We start from the raw sequence: 15,290 nt of genomic DNA, 5'->3' as shown, positions 1-15,290 counted from the left end.
GGTGGCGGCGGCGCCGCCCGCCGCCTACGGCAGCGTCGGCGCCGCCGCCACCAACGCCCGCGTCACCGGGTGCTGCGGCGCATCGAGGAGCGACACCGGCCCGTGCTCAACGATGCGGCCGTCGGACATCACCGCGACCGTGTCGCACAGCCGCTGCACGACCCCGATGTCGTGCGACACCAGCACGAGCGTCAGCCCGAGGTCGTCGGCGAGCGACCGGAACAGCTCGATCACCCGGGCACGGACCACCACGTCGAGGGCACTCATCGGCTCGTCGCCGAACAGGATCCGGGGCGAGTGCACCACGGCCCGGGCGATCGCGATCCGCTGCCGTTGCCCGCCGGAGAACTCGTGCGGGTACCGGTCGACCGTGTCGGCAGGCAGGTCGACGCGCTCCAGCACGGCACGGACCAGGTCGTCGTGCGACCCCGGGACCTGCAGGGCCCGCAGCGGCTCGGCGACGATCGCGCCGACGCGCATCCGCGGGTCGAGGGACGCGTACGGGTCCTGGAACACCACCCCGGTCTCGCGACGGAACCAGCGCAACGCACGCGCGGACCGGGACGCGACCACCGGACGGCCGGAGGCGGCGACGGTGCCGGCGGAAGGGGCCTCCAGGCCGGCGAGCAGCCGGACCAGCGTGGACTTGCCGGATCCCGATTCGCCGACGATGCCGAGCCGTGCGCCGGGGGCGACCGTCAGGTCGACACCGTCGACGGCGGTGCGGACCGGACCGGGCTCGAACGGGCCGCGACGGGGGAGTCGGTAGGTGCGGTGGAGACCGGTGGCCTCGAGGACGGGGAGGGTCACGGGGCGGTCCTCCTGGCGGTGGCACGTGCGGCGTCGACGAGCGCGGCGGTGGCGGGGTGCTGCGGTGCGGCGAGCAGGTCTGCGACGCGGCCCTGCTCGACCACCCGGCCGGCGTCGAGCACCACTGCGGTGTCGGCGATGCGCGCGAGCACGGCGAGGTCGTGGGTGACGAACACCATGCCCGCCGGCAGGTGCTCGAAGAGGTCGAGGATGCGGGCCTCGGTGGTGACGTCGAGCGCCGTGGTCGGCTCGTCGGCCACCAGGTACGACGGCTCGCCGGCCATCGCCATCGCGATGCAGATCCGCTGCCGTTGTCCGCCGGACAGCTGGTGCGGGTACTGCCGCAGCAGCGACTCCGGGTCGGGCAGGCCCACGGACGCCGCCAGGTCGACGGCTGCCGCGCGCGCCGCGCGTCGGTCGAGCCCGCGGTGCAGCCGGAGCGGCTCCGCGATCTGCGCGCCGACACGGCGCAGCGGGTCGAGCGCCGTCCCCGGCTCCTGGAACACCATCGCGATGCCCGCCCCACGGTGTCGCGCGCGCTCGCGGTCGGGCAGGCCGACGAGTTCGGTGCCGTCCAGGCGGACGCTGCCGGTCACGACGGCGCCGGTGGGCTCCAGGCCCATCAGGGCGAGCGAGGTCATCGACTTGCCGGATCCGCTCGCGCCGATCACGCCGACGCGCTGGCCGGGAGGCACGGTGAAGGTGACGTCGTCGAGGATCGTCCGCCCCGTGATGCGGACCGACAACCCGCGCACCTCGAGTCCGGAGGCTGCGGTGGCGTGGGCGGTGCCGGCTGCGCCGGTGGGGCCGGCTGCGTGGTCGGGGCCGGATCCGTCGTGTGCGTCGGCGGTCATGCGGTCACCCCCGGGTTGGTCGTCGCCGGGTCGGCGCTCCGGCCGCTCGTCGTGCCGTGGGTTGACGTCCGGTCGCTCGTCGTCAGCCGCGGGTCCGAGGCGTCCCGCACCGCGTCGCCGAGCAACGACAGTGCCGCGACGACGAGGGCGATGGCGGCTCCCGGCCAGGTCGCACTCCACGGGTGGACCCCGATGTAGGTCTGCAGGTCGGACAGCAGGCTGCCCCAGGACGCGGTGTCCGATCCGGCGCCGTAGCCCAGGTAGGACAGCCCGGCCTCGGCGAGCACCGCCGTGGCCATCGCGAGCGACAACTGCACGGTGAACAGCGGCGCCGCGTTCGGCACCAGGTGACGGAAGAGCACCCCGGCACCGCCGACGCCGGACGCCCGGGCCGCGGTCACGTAGTCGCTCCGGGCGATCCGCCGGATCTCACCGCGGGCCACGCGGGCGATCGTCACGCCGAAGGACAGCCCGACGCTGACGATCACGACGCCGAGCGACCCGCCGAACACCGCGGTCAGGAGCATCGCGGTGAGCAGGGTCGGGAACGCCACCAGGATGTCGAGCAGGACCGCGGTGCCCTCGCGCACCCAGCGGGCGGTGAGCGAACCGATCGCGGTGAGGACGATGCCGACGACGCTCGCGATCACCCCGGAGCCGACGGCGACGAGCACGGTGGTGCGGGTGCCGGCGAGCAGGTAGCTCGCGATGTCGCGGCCGGCGGCGTCGGTGCCGAACCAGTGCGCGGCGCTCGGCCCCTCCCACTGGTGGAACGGGTCGGCGCGGAACGGGTTCTGCGGTGTCCAGACGAGCGACACGGCCGCGAGCACGAGCAGCAGGCCGAGCACGACGACGGCGAAGACCCCGGTCGGTCGGGACACCAGGCGGCGGATCATCCCTGCACCTCGCGCTGTCGGGGGTCGAGGGTGCGGTGCACGACGTCGACGGCGAACCCGACGAGCAGCACGAGTCCGGTGAGCACGAGCAGTTCCGACTGCACCTTCGTGATGTCGCGGCGGCCGACGTCGGTCACGAGCATCCGGCCCACCCCGGGCAGGGAGAACAGCTGCTCGACGACGACGGCACCGACGAGCAGCCCGGCGATCTGGACGCCGAGCACGGCGAGCACCGTGAGGGCGACGCTCGGCAGACCGTGGCGGAGCAGCGCCTGTGTGCGGGTGAGCCCGACGGCGGCGGCGGTGCGCAGGTGGTCGGCGTCGAGGACGGAGAGCGTGGCGGACCGGGTGAACCGGAGGATCACGGCGCCCTCGACCGCACCGATCGTCAGCGCGGGCAGCACGAGCGACGCGAACGCCCGCCCGGGTTCCGACCAGCCGTCGAGCGGGAAGCCCTGCGTCGGCAGCCAGTGCAGCGTCACCGCGAACAGGGCGACGAGGAGCATGCCGGCCCACACGACGGGCACGGCGGCGACCGCCTGCGCCCCGAACCCGATCACCGCACCGCCCGGGCGTCGACGGAGCACCGCGGCGACCACCCCGAGCGGGACACCGATCACCAGGGCGGTCGCCAGGGACATCGCGGCGAGCGGCAGGGTGATCGCGAGCTTCTGCGCGATCTCCGGTGCGACGGCACCGTTCGTCACCAGCGAGCGGCCGAGGTCACCGCGGAACACCCCGCCGATCCAGTCGAGGTACTGCACCACGACGGGCCGGTCGAGTCCGAGCTGCTGGCGGAGCTGCTCCACCTGCGCGGGGGTCGACTGCGTGCCGGCGACGACCTGGGCGACGTCACCGGGCAGCACGCGGAGCGTGGCGAAGATGATGACGCTCGCCACGAGCAGGCCGACGACGAGCAGGAGCACCCGCCCGATGAGGAACCGGGTCACGACACCGATGCTACGGGGACGGACACCCCGCCGCGGCCGCTCCGGGTCACTTGACCGCGAGCTTCGCCAGGTCGAGGCGCGAGTTGCCGCCGTCGACCGGGAAGCCCGTCACGCCGGAGCGCACCGCGGTGATCTCGGTCGCCGTGTAGAGCCACTCGCCGGCCGCGTCCTCGCTGACGATGCGTGCAGCCTTGCGGAGTGCCTCGGTCTTCGTGGCCTCGTCGGTCGCCGCGATCGACTGGGCGTAGAGGGCCTGCACCTTCGGGTTGTCGTACCCGAAGTAGTAGTCCGGGTTCGCCCAGTTGCCGAAGTCACGGGCCTCGACGTGGTCGACCATCGACAGGTCGAAGTCCCGCTCGCCGGACTTCGGCGCCTGGAACACCGAGGACAGCCAGGTGGCGAAGTCGACGCGCTTGACCGTCAGGGTGATCCCGACGTCGGCGAGCTGCGACTTCAGCACGTCGCCGATCGTCGTCGGGTAGATGTTCGCGTAGGTGAGCGTCAGCTTCAGGTCCTGCTGGCCGGCGGCGGCCAGGAGCTTCTTCGCGTTCGCGGGGTCGTACGCGTCGATGTCGGTGAGGTCCTCGTAGCCGGGGTCGAGCTCCGGGATCGGGCCACCCTGCTCCACGCCGGTGCCGCCGATCGCCTTGATGAGCGCCTTCGCGTCGATCGCCTGCCGGATGGCCCGGCGCACGCGCTCGTCCGTGAACGGTTCCTTGCGGTCGTTGAACGCCAGCGTGTACTTGTCGGTCGTCTTGCCGCTGTGCAGCGCGATGTCGGCGTTGCCCTGCAGCTGGCTCTTGAGCGTGCCGTCGACCGGGTTCAGGACGTCGAGGTCACCGTTCGCCATCGCGTTGACGGCGGTCGACGGGTCCGTGATGTACCGGAAGACGATCTTCGCGACCTTCGCCTTCGTGCCCCAGTAGTCCTCGTTGCGGTCGAAGGTGAGCGAGTCGCCCTGCTTCCAGTCGGCCACCTCGAACGGACCGGTGCCGTTGGCGCTGTCGGACAGGTCGTTGTCGGCCGCCTTCTCGAGCACCAGGCCGGAGCGGCCGGTCAGGTTCCAGAGCAGGTCGGAGTCCGGCTTCGCCAGTTGCAGCACGACGGAGTCGTCCGACGGCGAGGTGATCGACGTGACGCCCGCGAGCTTGGCCGAGTCGACGTACGAGTCGTTCGACTTGACCTGCTCGAGCGACCAGACGACGTCGGCTGCGGTGACCGGCTTGCCGTCCTGGAACGTCGTGCCGTCCCGCAGCGTGAACGTGTAGGTCAGGCCGTCCTTCGAGACCTCGTGCGATGAGGCCAGCACGTCACGGATCTCGCCGTCGGCGGTCCGGCCGACGAGCCCCTGGTACACGTTGTCGATGAGCACCTGGTCGAGCGCCGCCCCGGACTGGGTGCGGATGTCGAGACTCGTCGGCTCGAGCACCAGCCCGACGCGCACCGTGGCGTCCTTGCCGCCGGTGGTGTCGGACGAGCCGGAGCAGCCGGTCAGCGCCAGGGCGGAGACGACGGCGACGGCGGTGGCGGCGAGGGCAGCGCGCCCGATGCGCGAGGTGCGCGCAGTGCGACGGGGCAGGAGCGGACTCATGGGGTGGTGGGTTCCTTCCGGGCACGAGGGCTGGGATCGGGCCTCGCGCTCGCACGAGGGTACCGGCGGCTGGTGCCGTCCGGCGACGGTTCTTCGATCGGGTGCAACAATCCGTGCCGCTCCGCCCATGCCCGGATCGCCGAAGCCAGTTCGAGGGGTGCCTGGTTCTGCACCGCGTGCCGCGAGGTCACCGTCACGATCTCGGCGTCCGGCAGACGTTCGGCGAACCCGGCGTGCAGCTTCGGGGAGACGTACCCGCGGTCACCCCGGACGAGCAGGATCGGCACGCGCAGGGCCTCGAGGTCCGGCCACGCATCGGCGAAGCGCCCCACCGACGACGTCCGCCCGGCGGGCAGGTGCGGGAAGTGGTGACGGCGAACGAGTCGCCCGTCCGCACCGAGGGCCGTCGTGTGCCGGGCCTCGCGCAGCAGCACCTGCCGGTCGTCGCCGACCCGCGCCTCGATCGCCCGGTCGACGACCTGCTCGAGCGACTCGAACGGCTCCTCGGCCTCGAGCGCGCGGGCGATCCGGTCGACGGCACGCTGCGCGAAGTCCGGCGACATGTCGACGAGCACGAGTCCGGTCACCCGCTCCGGCGCGGTGGCCGCGAGTCGGGCGGACAGGATGGCGCCGAGCGAGTGGCCGACGACGATGCCCGGCGGCACCGCGAGCGCGTCGAGCGCGGCGAGCACGCTCGGCGCCGTCGCGGCCGCCGCGTAGTCCGCGTCCTCCCGCCACGACGACCGGCCGTGGCCGGGCAGGTCGAGGGCGACCGCCGGCTCGCCCACGGCGAGTGCCGTGGTGTCGAAGCTGTGGGCGTCGATGCCGAGCCCGTGCAGGTAGGTGATCCGAGCCTCCTGGCCGTCGTCGCCCCACCGGATCGCGGAGGTCTCCTGCCCGTCCGCGGTGCGGACCACCTGCCTGGAGGCGCGGAGCGGCTCAGGGACGCCGCTCGCGCTGGCGAGGGCGGGCAGGTCGGCGAATTCGTCGTCGGGGGCTTCGGACACGGGGACGATCCTCGCACCGTTCCGGGGGCCTGGAGACGTTAGGTAAGGCATGCCATACTCGATTCCGTGGCAACCCGGTATCGCGTCTTCTCCGTCCGTGTGGCCGCCGTCACGTTGCTCACCCCGAACTTCGTCCGGGTCACGCTGACGGGCGACGCGCTCGCCGACTTCTCCTCGGTCGGTCTCGACCAGCGGATCAAGATCGTGCTGCCCCTGCCCGGCGTCGGCTTCTCCGAACTGCCGGAGGACGAGGATTGGTACGCCGCCTGGCGCGCGCTGCCGGACGACGCCCGCAACCCGCTCCGCACGTACACGGTCCGCTCGTTCCGGCCGGACGCCCGCGAGCTCGACATCGACTTCGTCGCGCACGGCGACACCGGTCCGGCGTCGCGCTGGGTGTCGGCCTGCCGCGTCGGTGACGAGCTGCGCATCGTCGGGCCGCGGGTCCCCGAGTCGCCGGAGGACCTGCCGACCGGGGCCGCCGAGTTCGCTCCCGGGCACGCGAACCGGATCCTGCTCGCCGGGGACGAGACCGCCGCACCCGCCATCTGCGCCATCCTCGAAGCCCTCGACGTCTCGACCGTCGGCCACGTCTTCATCGAGGTGCCCACCGACGCCGACCGGCTGCCGGTCACCGCGCCCGCCGGGGTCGAGGTCCGCTGGATCGCCCGCAACGGCGCCACCCACGGGGTCCGGATGACCGACCAGGTGCACGCCTGGGCCTCCACCGTCGCGCCGTCCGCCGCCGCGTGCGAGCCGGCCGCCGAGCTCACCGACGTCGACGTCGACGAGCAGGTGCTGTGGGACGTCCCCGCCCCGGTCGACGAGCGCCCCGTCTACGCGTGGATCGCGGGCGAGGCCGGCTGCGTCAAGGAACTCCGCCGCCACCTGGTGCGCGGCGTCGGCATCGACCGCAAGCAGGTCGCGTTCATGGGCTACTGGCGGCACGGCAAGGCCGAGCACTGATGCCGACCGCGGGCACCGCGCTCGGTCCGGTCCCGACCACCGCGCTGGGGGCCCGTGGGCTGACCCTGGCGTACGACGACCGGGTCGTGGTGGACACGCTCGACGTCGACATCCCCGACGGCGAACTCACGGTCATCGTCGGGCCGAACGCCTGCGGCAAGTCGACGCTGCTGAAGTCCTTCGCCCGCACCCTGAAGCCACGAGCCGGCACGGTCTTCCTCGACGGGGCGCCGATCGACTCGTACCGCCCGAAGGCCGTCGCCCGGCGCGTCGGGATGCTCCCGCAGACCCCGATCGCCCCCGACGGCATCACCGTGCGTGACCTCGTGTCCCGGGGCCGGTTCCCGCACCAGGACCTGCTGCACCCCTCGTCCGGATCAGACCGGCAGGCCGTGCAGGCCGCGCTCGAGCAGACGTCGACGGTGGAACTGGCGGACCGGAGCGTCGACGAGCTCTCCGGCGGGCAGCGGCAGCGGGTGTGGATCGCGATGGTGCTCGCGCAGCAGACCGACATCGTGCTGCTCGACGAGCCGACGACGTTCCTCGACATCGCGCACCAGTACGACGTGCTCGAACTCGCCTCAACGCTGCACGCCGCCGGTCGCACGGTCGTCGCGGTGCTGCACGACCTGAACCAGGCCGCGCGCTACGCCACCCACGTCATCGCGATGCGCGACGGGGCGATCGTCTCGGCGGGCAAGCCGTCGTCGGTGCTCACCGCGGACCTCGTCGAGGACGTCTTCGGCCTGCCGTGCGTCGTCGTCCCCGACCCCGAGACCGGCACTCCGCTCGTGGTGCCGCGGCGGCGCGCGGCCTGACGCACGGGCCGGCTGGGGCCGGGCCGGGCCGAGGTCGCACGATCTGCCGCCTGCCCGGCGTCGGGGCGACAGTTCGCGCGACCACGACGACGCGCACGCGGCGTGTCGTGCGACCGCAGCACACCCGCGCCGCACCCGCCCCGCCCCGCACGCGCACGCGCACCCGTCAGCGGTAGCCGCCGTCCTCCAGGCCGGCCTCGACCTCGAACCGGTTCCGCAGGGGATCCCGCCCGGCGACGGCGTAGAGCAGCGGCATGAGCATCCCGTACCGGCGCCACTGCTCGACGTGCACCCGCTCGTGCCGGAGCACCCGCGGGCCGTCGTTGTCGCGGGTCAGGTACACCGAACCGACGCAGGTGCCGCCGCGCCGGAACACCCAGCGCGGCAGCCCCGTGCAGACGACGAGCCCGTCCTCCACCCGGATCCGCCCGGTCGACAGGGGGACGCCCACGGCGAGCCCGACGGCGGTCGCGAACACCCACCCCGCGCGGGACACGGGGGAGTCGAGCAGCGGGTTGCGCACGCTCAGGCCGGGCGGCCGTACGTCTCGAGCAGGCGGAGCCAGATCTCGTTCATCGTCGGGTAGGCCGGCACCGCGTGCCACAGGCGGTCGATCGGGACCTCGCCCACGACGGCGACGGTGGCACCGTGCAGCATCTCGGCGACGTCCTGGCCGACGAACGTGACGCCCACGACGACCCCGCGGTCCTCGTCGACGACCATCTTCGCGCGGCCCGTGTAGCCGTCCGCCTGCAGCGAGGACCCGGCGATCGCACCGAGGTCGTACTCGACCGCGCGGACGTTCAGCCCCTGTTCGCGGGCCTTCGCCTCGGTCAGGCCGACGCTCGCGACCTCGGGGTCGGTGAAGGTGACCTGCGGCGAGGCGGCGTGGTCGGCGGTGGCGACGTGGGCACCCCACGGCTCGGCGTGCAGTGGCGTGCCCTGGTACCGGGCGGCGATCGCCTCGCCGGCGGCACGCGCCTGGTACTTGCCCTGGTGCGTGAGCAGGACGCGGTGGTTGACGTCACCCACGGCGTACAACCAGTCGGTGCCGTGCACGAGCATGGTGTCGTCGACGTCGAGCCAGTCGCCCGCGGTCAGGCCGACGGTCTCGAGCCCGAGGTCACGCGTGTGTGCGGCGCGGCCGGTGGCGGCGAGCACCTCGCTCGTGATGACCGTGGTGCCGTCGTCGAGTTCCGTGGTGACGAGACCGTGCTCGTCGCGGTCGACCCGGACCGGGTTGACGCCGGTGCGGACGTCGACACCGAGTTCGCGCAGGGAGTCGGCGACGAGTTCCCCGGCGAAGGGCTCCATGCCGCCGAGCAGACCGTGCCGGGCGACGAGGGTGACCTTCGCGCCGAGGGAGGCCCACGCGGTCGCGAGCTCCGAGCCGGAGACGCCGCCGCCGATGACGAGCAGGCTCTCGGGGACCTGCTGGGCGCTGGTGCCCTCGCGGGTGCCCCACGGCTTCGCCTCGGCGAGACCGGGCACCGGGGGCAGCGTGTGCAGGGAACCGGTGACGACCGCGACGGCGGCGCGCGCCGTGTGCGTCTCGCCGTCGACGTCGATGGTCTTCGGGCCGGTGATGCGGGCGTGCCCGCGGATCAGGTCGATGCCGGCGGACTCGAGCCACGAGACCTGGCTGTCGTCCTTCCAGTCCGAGGTGAACGAGTTGCGGCGGGCGAGCACGTGTGCCGCGTCGAGCGTGCCGGTCACGGCCTGCTTCGCACCGTCGAGCCGCTTGGCGGCGGCGAGGGCGTGTCCGCTGCGCAGGAGCGCCTTCGAGGGCATGCACGCCCAGTAGGAGCACTCGCCGCCGACGAGCTCGGCCTCCACGATCGCGACCGACAGGTCGCGCTTCCTGGCGTAGTCCGCCACGTTCTCGCCGACAGCGCCGGCTCCGATCACGATGAGGTCGTAGTCCGTCATGCTGCCGAGCGTACGCGGGACGGCAGGGCGTCCGCCGGTCGCGTCGGACGTGTGGTCAGCCCACCCGGGAGGCGCTGGTCACCGCTCCGACGACGCGCAGGATCACGCCGAGGTCGTCCACCGCCCGGTCCGGGTCGACTGGGGCGAATCCGGTGAGCGCGGCGCCGACGAGGCGCCGGCCGCGGGTCGCGGCCTGGATGCGCTCGACGAGCGCTGCGCCGTCGAGGCCGAACGGGACGGGTTCGAGGAGTCCGTCGACCTCGGACGGGTCGAGGACGTCGAGGTCGACGTGCACGAACACCGACGAGGCACCGGTCCGCTCGACCGCTGCGGCGAGGGCGTCCGGGGTGGCGGCGTCGACGTCGAGGTGCACGATCCCGGCCTTGTCGAGGGCGGCCCGTTCGGCGTCCTCGACCCCGCGGACCCCGGCGACGACGACCGAGGACGCCGGCACCACCGGCAGGCCGGGGAACAGGTCGTCGGGGCGGTCGACCAGCAGGCGCAGGGCGGCGGTCTCGGCGGCAACGGGCTGTGCCCGGTTGAGCGCGCGGTACCCGCTGGACCCGGAGATGCGGACGAACGCGGTGTCCGGTGCGAGGGCGGCGGTCGCGCCGAGGACACTGGCGCCGTCACCGCCGACGACGAGCACCGGTTCGGTGGCGACGGCTGTTTCCTCGGCGACGCGTTCGGCGACGGCGAGCACCGAGGTGTAGCGGGCGACGGCGGTCTCGAGGCGGTCACCCGCTCCGGCCGGGACGTCGATCACGGTGGTGGACGCCCGGGGGAGGTCGGCCGCGATCGCCGACGCACCGTCCCCGAGGCGCATCGCGCGCGACGACGCCGAACCCTGCCACTGACCGACCACGAGGAAGTGCATCGTCTCAGTCTGTCAGCTGGGGTCCGGCGTCGTCAGGGCGTTCGTCAGATGCTCGAGGATCCGCCGGACTTCAGCGCGGCGAGCCGTGCCTCGACCTCGGCGTCCTTGCCGACGTCCTCGAGGCTCTCGAACTGTGCGTCGAGGCTCGACGACTGCAGCTCCTGCTGGCCGAGCACCTTCGCCTCTTCGCGGCGGACCTTCTCCTCGAAGCGGCCGAGGTCGCTCGTCGGGTCGAGCACGTCGATGTTGCCGAGGGCGTCGTTGACGCGGGACTGCGCCTCGGCGGTCTTCGAGCGGGCGACGAGGTTGTCCCGCTTCGCGCGGAGCTGCTCGAGCTTCTGCTCCATGCCGGCGAGACCGGTCTTGAGCTTCTCGACGGCCTCGTTCTGCGACGCCAGGTTCGGCTCCGCGTCCTTGACCTCCTGCTCGGCGGCGATCTGCTTGCCGATGGCGATCTTGGCGAGGTTGTCGAACTTGTCCGCCTCGGCCGTCTTGCCCTCGGAGCGGTACTTGTCGGCTGCGGTGGAGGCGTTGGCGGCCTTCTGGCCCCACTCGACCGCGGCCTTCTTGTCCTCTTCGTGGTCCTGCTCGAGCAGGCGCACGTTGCCGATGGTCTGCGCGATCGCGGTCTTCGCGTCGGCGATGTTGTTCGTGTAGTCGCGGACGAGCTGGTCCAGCATCTTCTGCGGGTCCTCGGCGTCGTCGATGATCTGGTTGATGTTCGCGCGCACGAGGGTGGAGATGCGTCCGAAGATGGTCTGCTTGGCCATTGCTGTTCCCTTTCGTGGAAGTCCTGTGGACGGTGTTGTCGGGTCGTGTCTGGTTCTGGGTGACGGGGGGAGTGCGTCGGGTCAGAAGCGGCCGCCGCCGGAGAAGCCGCCGCCCCCGAAGGAACCGCCGCCGTAGCTGCCGCCGCGTCCGCCGAGCAGGCCGCCGAGGACGAGTCCGGTGACGAGGCCGCCGAGCTGGGCGCCGCCGCCGCCACCGCCCTGGCCGCCGCCCCAGCCGCCGAGGTCGTCGTTGGCGGCGTCCATCGCGGCGGCCGCGTACTGCTCGGCCGCGCGGGCGGCGTTGAGTGCCTGGCCGGGGTTGTTCGGGGCGAGTTCGACGGCGTCGTCGTAGGCGCGCTGGGCCTCGGACAGCCGGGTCCGGGCGGTCGGGCCGATGCCGCCGCGGTGCAGGGAGACGTAATCGCGGGCCTGGCTGATCCGGTTCCGGGCGTCGCGCAGGGCGGCGTCGAGCGCCTGGGTGGCCCGCTGGCGCTGTTCTTCGGCACCCCGTGCCGTGGCGATGGCCTGGTCGATCTCGGTGTTCGCCCGTGTCAGCGCGTCGACGGCCGCCACAGGGTCCTTCGGGTCGAGCCCCTGGCGGAGCACGGCCTCGGCGCGGGTGACCGCTGCGGCGAGGTCCGGCCCGCCCGAGCGCAGGCTGCGGGCGGCGGCGACGTCGCCCTGGATGTCGATGCGCATCGCCTCGGCGCGGGCGGTGGCCTCGTCGAAGGACTGCTCGGCGGCGAGTGCTCCGTCGGTGAGCTGCTGCACCTGGGCGAGCGCGTGCTGGGCGTCGCGCACGGCCACGACCGCCTCGCCCTTGTCGCCGGCGGCGATGGAGGCGGTGGCGGCGTTCGAGCGTTCGGTGGCGAAGGCGAGCACCTGGTGGGCCTGGTCGACGTTGTTCGCCACGGTGGCGAGGGTGCGGCCGGTGTAGCGCGCGCGGACGCGGTCGAGCGCAGCGGCGGCGGCCCCGACCGATGCCGGTGCGGCGGCCACGGCCTGGGCGAGCGATGCGGCCGCGTCCTCGATGCCGTCCTCGAGCGAGCGGAGCTGGTCGAACGCCTCGGTCTGCTCCTCGATCGCGGCGTGCGCACGTTCGCAGATCACGATGATCTGGTTCGCCCACTCGGCGCGCTGCTGCGGGGTGTCGGGGATCTCGTCGTCGAGCTGCTGCCGGATCGTGAAGGCCTTGCGGACCTCGCGCTGTGCGGCCTGCACGGCGTCGGCGAAGGGCTTGGCGGCGTCGGGGCCGAACTGCGCGCTCGCGAACCCGACCTCTTGCTCGGCGGTGCGGAGTTCGTCGTCGATGGTGACCAGGGCGCCGCCGGCGGTGCGTTCGAGGTCGGCGAGCGAGGCTTCCTGCGCCTCGGTCGCTGCGGCGGTGCGGCGCTTGTTGCGGGTCCGGATGACCAGGACCACGACGATGAGCCCGACGACCACGACGAGCAGCAGGATCCACAGCCAGGTCAGGTCCACCGGGGCCTGCGACTGGGTCAGCCCGTCGGCGAAGGCCACGGCGGCGCCGGACCAGTCGCCCTGCTTGAGCTCGGGGAGCAGCGAGTCGTTGACGGCGTTCTCCACGTCGGACGAGGAGATCGCGGTCTCGTTCGTCTGCTGCACGTCGTAGTTCCGCTCGTCGACCGCGACCGAGAGCAGGATGCCGTCGGTGTCGATCTGGTTCTGCTCGAGCACGGCCCGGCCCCACTCGGTGTGGTCGGTGGGGTCGGTGAAGGACGGCACGAACACGACGTACAGCTGCGTCTGGGTCTCGGAGTACAGGTCCTGCACGGCCTGCTCGACCTTCGACTGCTGGGATGCGGTCAGCGCGTCGGCCTCGTCGAGGACGTACGCGCCGCCCAGGTCGACGGGCGCCGTGGCGTGGGCGGTCGCTGCCGGAGCCAGGACGATCAGCATCGCGACGAGGGCGGCCGTCACACGGCTCCACAGCCGCGTTGTCCCCCTGTGCCCGCTCGATCCGTCCGTGCCCGATCCGTGCTGGACCGCTCGCATCCGTCCTCCGTCCGTCGCCGGTCGGTACCCCGTGGCACCGCACCGGACCGCGCCACGAGTGCGCTGTCGCCCGGAGTCTATCCAGGCCACGCAGGGGCACCGCCAGACTCTGGGGGAACGCTCCGGACCGTGCTTCCCGTGGACGTCTTGTCCCCCGTACCGGGGTATGCTGGCGCCACTGTTCGAGGATGAACGGAAGGGGAAGAACGATGGAACGCACCACGAGCACCGAGGTCGTCCCGCTCGAGGACGGCTACCACCGGGTGTCGACTCCGGCGACGGGTGTGATCGGTTTCGTGCGCGAGCACGACGGCCGTTACGAGGTCCTGCGCGGACGAGTTCGCCAGGCGACCCGCTCCGAGGGGCAGTACAGCACCATGAACGTCGCGCTCATCGCGCTGACGCACGCCTGATCCGCTCTGGGCGCGACCAGACGACCGACGGGCGCTGCCCCGGTCGGTGGGTCGCGCCTCCAGACCGTCACGGTGACGCTCCGGACGCCGGCTGCTGACCGCGCGGACGACCGGGAGGCCCTGGTCGCCGCCGTCGCGTCGGCGACCGGCGTCGAGCCGGTCGCCGTGCGCGCGGGGCGCGTCTGTCCGCACTGCGCGGGGACCGACCACGGTCGTCCGTGGGCGACCGTCGCGGGCGTCACGGTCGGCGTGAGCCTGTCGCGCGCGCCGGGCGTCGTCGCCCTCGCGGTCGGACCGTCGGCACTCGGCGTCGACGTCGAACGGGTCTCGCGGGTCGCCGCTGCGCCGCTCGACGCCTTCACCTCGGGGGAGCTGCTCCGGGCTGACGGAGACCCGGCGCTCCTCGCGGCAGCGTGGGCGGCGAAGGAAGCGGTGCTGAAACGCGACGGACGCGGGCTGCGCGTCGACCCGCTCGCGGTGGAGGTCGACGTGGCCGCCGGTACTGCCCGGTTCGAGGGTGCCGAACAACCGCTCACCGTGCTGTACCCCGCACCGGACGTCGTGCTCGTCGTCGCCGCGGGTGGCCCGCCCGTCGAGGTGGTCGGGACGGTCAGCGGGGGAGCGTGAGCACCTCGGCGCCGTCCTCGGTGATCGCGATGGTGTGCTCGGTGTGGGCGGTCCGCGCTCCGGTGGCACTCCGCAGGGTCCACCCGTCGGCGTCGGTGACCAGGACGTCGGTGTCCGCCATCACCCACGGTTCGAGCGCGAGCAGGAGTCCGGGCCGGAGCGTGTAGCCGCGGCCGGAGCGCCCGGTGTTCGACACGTGCGGGTCCTGGTGCATGGTCGAGCCGATGCCGTGCCCGCCGAACTCGACGTTCACCGGGTAGCCCGCGGCCTCGAGCACGGTGCCGATCGCGTGGGACAGGTCACCGATGCGGGCGCCCGGTCCGGCGGCGGCGATGCCCGCGGCCAGCGCGCGTTCGGTGGCGTCGATGAGTGCGAGATCCTCGGGGCGTGCGGTACCGACGACGAAGCTGATCGCGGCGTCGGCGGCGATGCCGTCCAGGGACACCGCGAGGTCGAGGGTCAGCAGGTCGCCGTCCTGCAGCGCCCGGTCGTGCGGCAGCCCGTGCAGGACGGCGTCGTTCACGGCCGTGCAGATGTGGTGGCCGAACGGGCCGCGGCCGAACGAGGGTGCGTAGTCCACGTAGCAGGAGTCGGCACCGGCGGCCTCGATCATCTGCTTCGCCCACCGGTCGATCTCGAGCAGGTTCGTGCCGACGCGGGTGCGTTCGCGCAGGGTCTGCAGGATCGTGCCGACGAGGGCTCCGGTGGCGCGGCCCTTGTCGACCTCGGCGGGGGTCAGGATCTCGATCACGCGGATGATCATACCGGT

At 73.0% G+C, this 15,290-nt stretch carries 16 protein-coding genes; 4 read left to right on the top strand and 12 right to left on the bottom strand.

The genetic code is table 11. The features are described from left to right. Nucleotides 1-24: 24 nt before the first annotated feature. Genes DEJ04_RS15345 through DEJ04_RS15320 form a run of 6 tightly spaced genes read right to left on the bottom strand, consistent with a single transcriptional unit; the run spans nucleotide 25 to nucleotide 6,108 of the window. Nucleotides 25-810, bottom strand: coding sequence for an ABC transporter ATP-binding protein (locus DEJ04_RS15345; protein ID WP_111024546.1), 786 nt, complete (start codon nucleotides 808-810; stop codon nucleotides 25-27). Continuing rightward, nucleotides 807-1,664 carry an ABC transporter ATP-binding protein gene (locus tag DEJ04_RS15340; protein WP_181437849.1) on the bottom strand — a complete coding sequence of 286 codons (858 nt, stop codon included), beginning with the start codon at nucleotides 1,662-1,664 and terminating at the stop codon, nucleotides 807-809. Before DEJ04_RS15340 ends, DEJ04_RS15345 begins: the two co-directional genes overlap by 4 nt. Further along, nucleotides 1,661-2,560: an ABC transporter permease gene (locus tag DEJ04_RS15335; RefSeq protein ID WP_111047639.1), complete on the bottom strand. Its 900-nt coding sequence runs from the start codon at nucleotides 2,558-2,560 to the stop codon at nucleotides 1,661-1,663. The genes DEJ04_RS15340 and DEJ04_RS15335 overlap by 4 nt, the downstream gene beginning before the upstream one ends. Continuing rightward, nucleotides 2,557-3,510, bottom strand: a complete 954-nt coding sequence (locus DEJ04_RS15330; RefSeq protein WP_111047638.1) for an ABC transporter permease — start codon at nucleotides 3,508-3,510, stop codon at nucleotides 2,557-2,559. Before DEJ04_RS15330 ends, DEJ04_RS15335 begins: the two co-directional genes overlap by 4 nt. 46 nt (nucleotides 3,511-3,556) lie before the next feature. Further along, entirely contained in the window at nucleotides 3,557-5,101 is a 1,545-nt protein-coding gene (locus tag DEJ04_RS15325; protein WP_111047637.1) for an ABC transporter substrate-binding protein, read from the bottom strand. Next, the gene (locus tag DEJ04_RS15320; RefSeq protein ID WP_181437848.1) at nucleotides 5,098-6,108 is read right to left on the bottom strand and encodes an alpha/beta fold hydrolase; all 1,011 of its coding nucleotides are present in this window, start codon (nucleotides 6,106-6,108) and stop codon (nucleotides 5,098-5,100) included. The genes DEJ04_RS15325 and DEJ04_RS15320 overlap by 4 nt, the downstream gene beginning before the upstream one ends. Nucleotides 6,109-6,174: 66 nt before the next feature. Here DEJ04_RS15320 and DEJ04_RS15315 point away from each other — a divergent pair, with 66 nt between their 5' ends. Next, on the top strand, nucleotides 6,175-7,074 hold the full coding sequence (locus DEJ04_RS15315) for a siderophore-interacting protein (protein WP_258371395.1): 900 nt from the start codon (nucleotides 6,175-6,177) through the stop codon (nucleotides 7,072-7,074). Beyond that, nucleotides 7,074-7,892: an ABC transporter ATP-binding protein gene (locus DEJ04_RS15310; RefSeq protein ID WP_111047634.1), complete on the top strand. Its 819-nt coding sequence runs from the start codon at nucleotides 7,074-7,076 to the stop codon at nucleotides 7,890-7,892. The genes DEJ04_RS15315 and DEJ04_RS15310 overlap by 1 nt, the downstream gene beginning before the upstream one ends. A 166-nt stretch (nucleotides 7,893-8,058) precedes the next feature. Here DEJ04_RS15310 and DEJ04_RS15305 read toward each other — a convergent pair whose 3' ends face one another. The 5 genes from DEJ04_RS15305 to DEJ04_RS15285 all read right to left on the bottom strand — a co-directional run bounded on the left by DEJ04_RS15305 (nucleotide 8,059) and on the right by DEJ04_RS15285 (nucleotide 13,406). After that, the gene (locus DEJ04_RS15305; protein WP_175330772.1) at nucleotides 8,059-8,415 is read right to left on the bottom strand and encodes a Fe-S oxidoreductase; all 357 of its coding nucleotides are present in this window, start codon (nucleotides 8,413-8,415) and stop codon (nucleotides 8,059-8,061) included. Between the two features lie 2 nt (nucleotides 8,416-8,417). Next, nucleotides 8,418-9,821 carry an NAD(P)/FAD-dependent oxidoreductase gene (locus DEJ04_RS15300; RefSeq protein WP_111047633.1) on the bottom strand — a complete coding sequence of 468 codons (1,404 nt, stop codon included), beginning with the start codon at nucleotides 9,819-9,821 and terminating at the stop codon, nucleotides 8,418-8,420. A 55-nt stretch (nucleotides 9,822-9,876) separates the two neighbouring features. Next, a complete protein-coding gene (locus DEJ04_RS15295; RefSeq protein WP_111047632.1) occupies nucleotides 9,877-10,698 on the bottom strand; it encodes an arginase family protein in 822 nt (273 codons plus the stop codon). A gap of 44 nt (nucleotides 10,699-10,742) precedes the next feature. Next, entirely contained in the window at nucleotides 10,743-11,468 is a 726-nt protein-coding gene (locus DEJ04_RS15290) for a PspA/IM30 family protein (RefSeq protein ID WP_111047631.1), read from the bottom strand. Between the two features lie 81 nt (nucleotides 11,469-11,549). After that, on the bottom strand, nucleotides 11,550-13,406 hold the full coding sequence (locus tag DEJ04_RS15285) for a TPM domain-containing protein (protein ID WP_181437847.1): 1,857 nt from the start codon (nucleotides 13,404-13,406) through the stop codon (nucleotides 11,550-11,552). Between the two features lie 284 nt (nucleotides 13,407-13,690). Between DEJ04_RS15285 and DEJ04_RS15280 the strand changes: the two genes are divergently transcribed. Further along, nucleotides 13,691-13,894 (top strand): hypothetical protein, encoded by a 204-nt coding sequence (locus DEJ04_RS15280; protein ID WP_017885770.1) that lies wholly within the window; start codon nucleotides 13,691-13,693, stop codon nucleotides 13,892-13,894. A 72-nt stretch (nucleotides 13,895-13,966) separates the two neighbouring features. Then, nucleotides 13,967-14,521: a 4'-phosphopantetheinyl transferase superfamily protein gene (locus DEJ04_RS15275; protein WP_181437846.1), complete on the top strand. Its 555-nt coding sequence runs from the start codon at nucleotides 13,967-13,969 to the stop codon at nucleotides 14,519-14,521. Here DEJ04_RS15275 and map read toward each other — a convergent pair. Continuing rightward, entirely contained in the window at nucleotides 14,505-15,272 is a 768-nt protein-coding gene (map, locus tag DEJ04_RS15270; protein ID WP_111047642.1) for a type I methionyl aminopeptidase, read from the bottom strand. The two genes, DEJ04_RS15275 and map, sit on opposite strands and share 17 nt — an antisense overlap. Nucleotides 15,273-15,290: the final 18 nt, after the last annotated feature.

It is taken from the genome of Curtobacterium sp. MCLR17_044, from assembly GCF_003234435.1.
Classification (GTDB): domain Bacteria; phylum Actinomycetota; class Actinomycetes; order Actinomycetales; family Microbacteriaceae; genus Curtobacterium; species Curtobacterium flaccumfaciens.
Note: the sequence above shows the minus strand (reverse complement) of the source record. Positions and strands in the feature narration are given on the sequence as shown.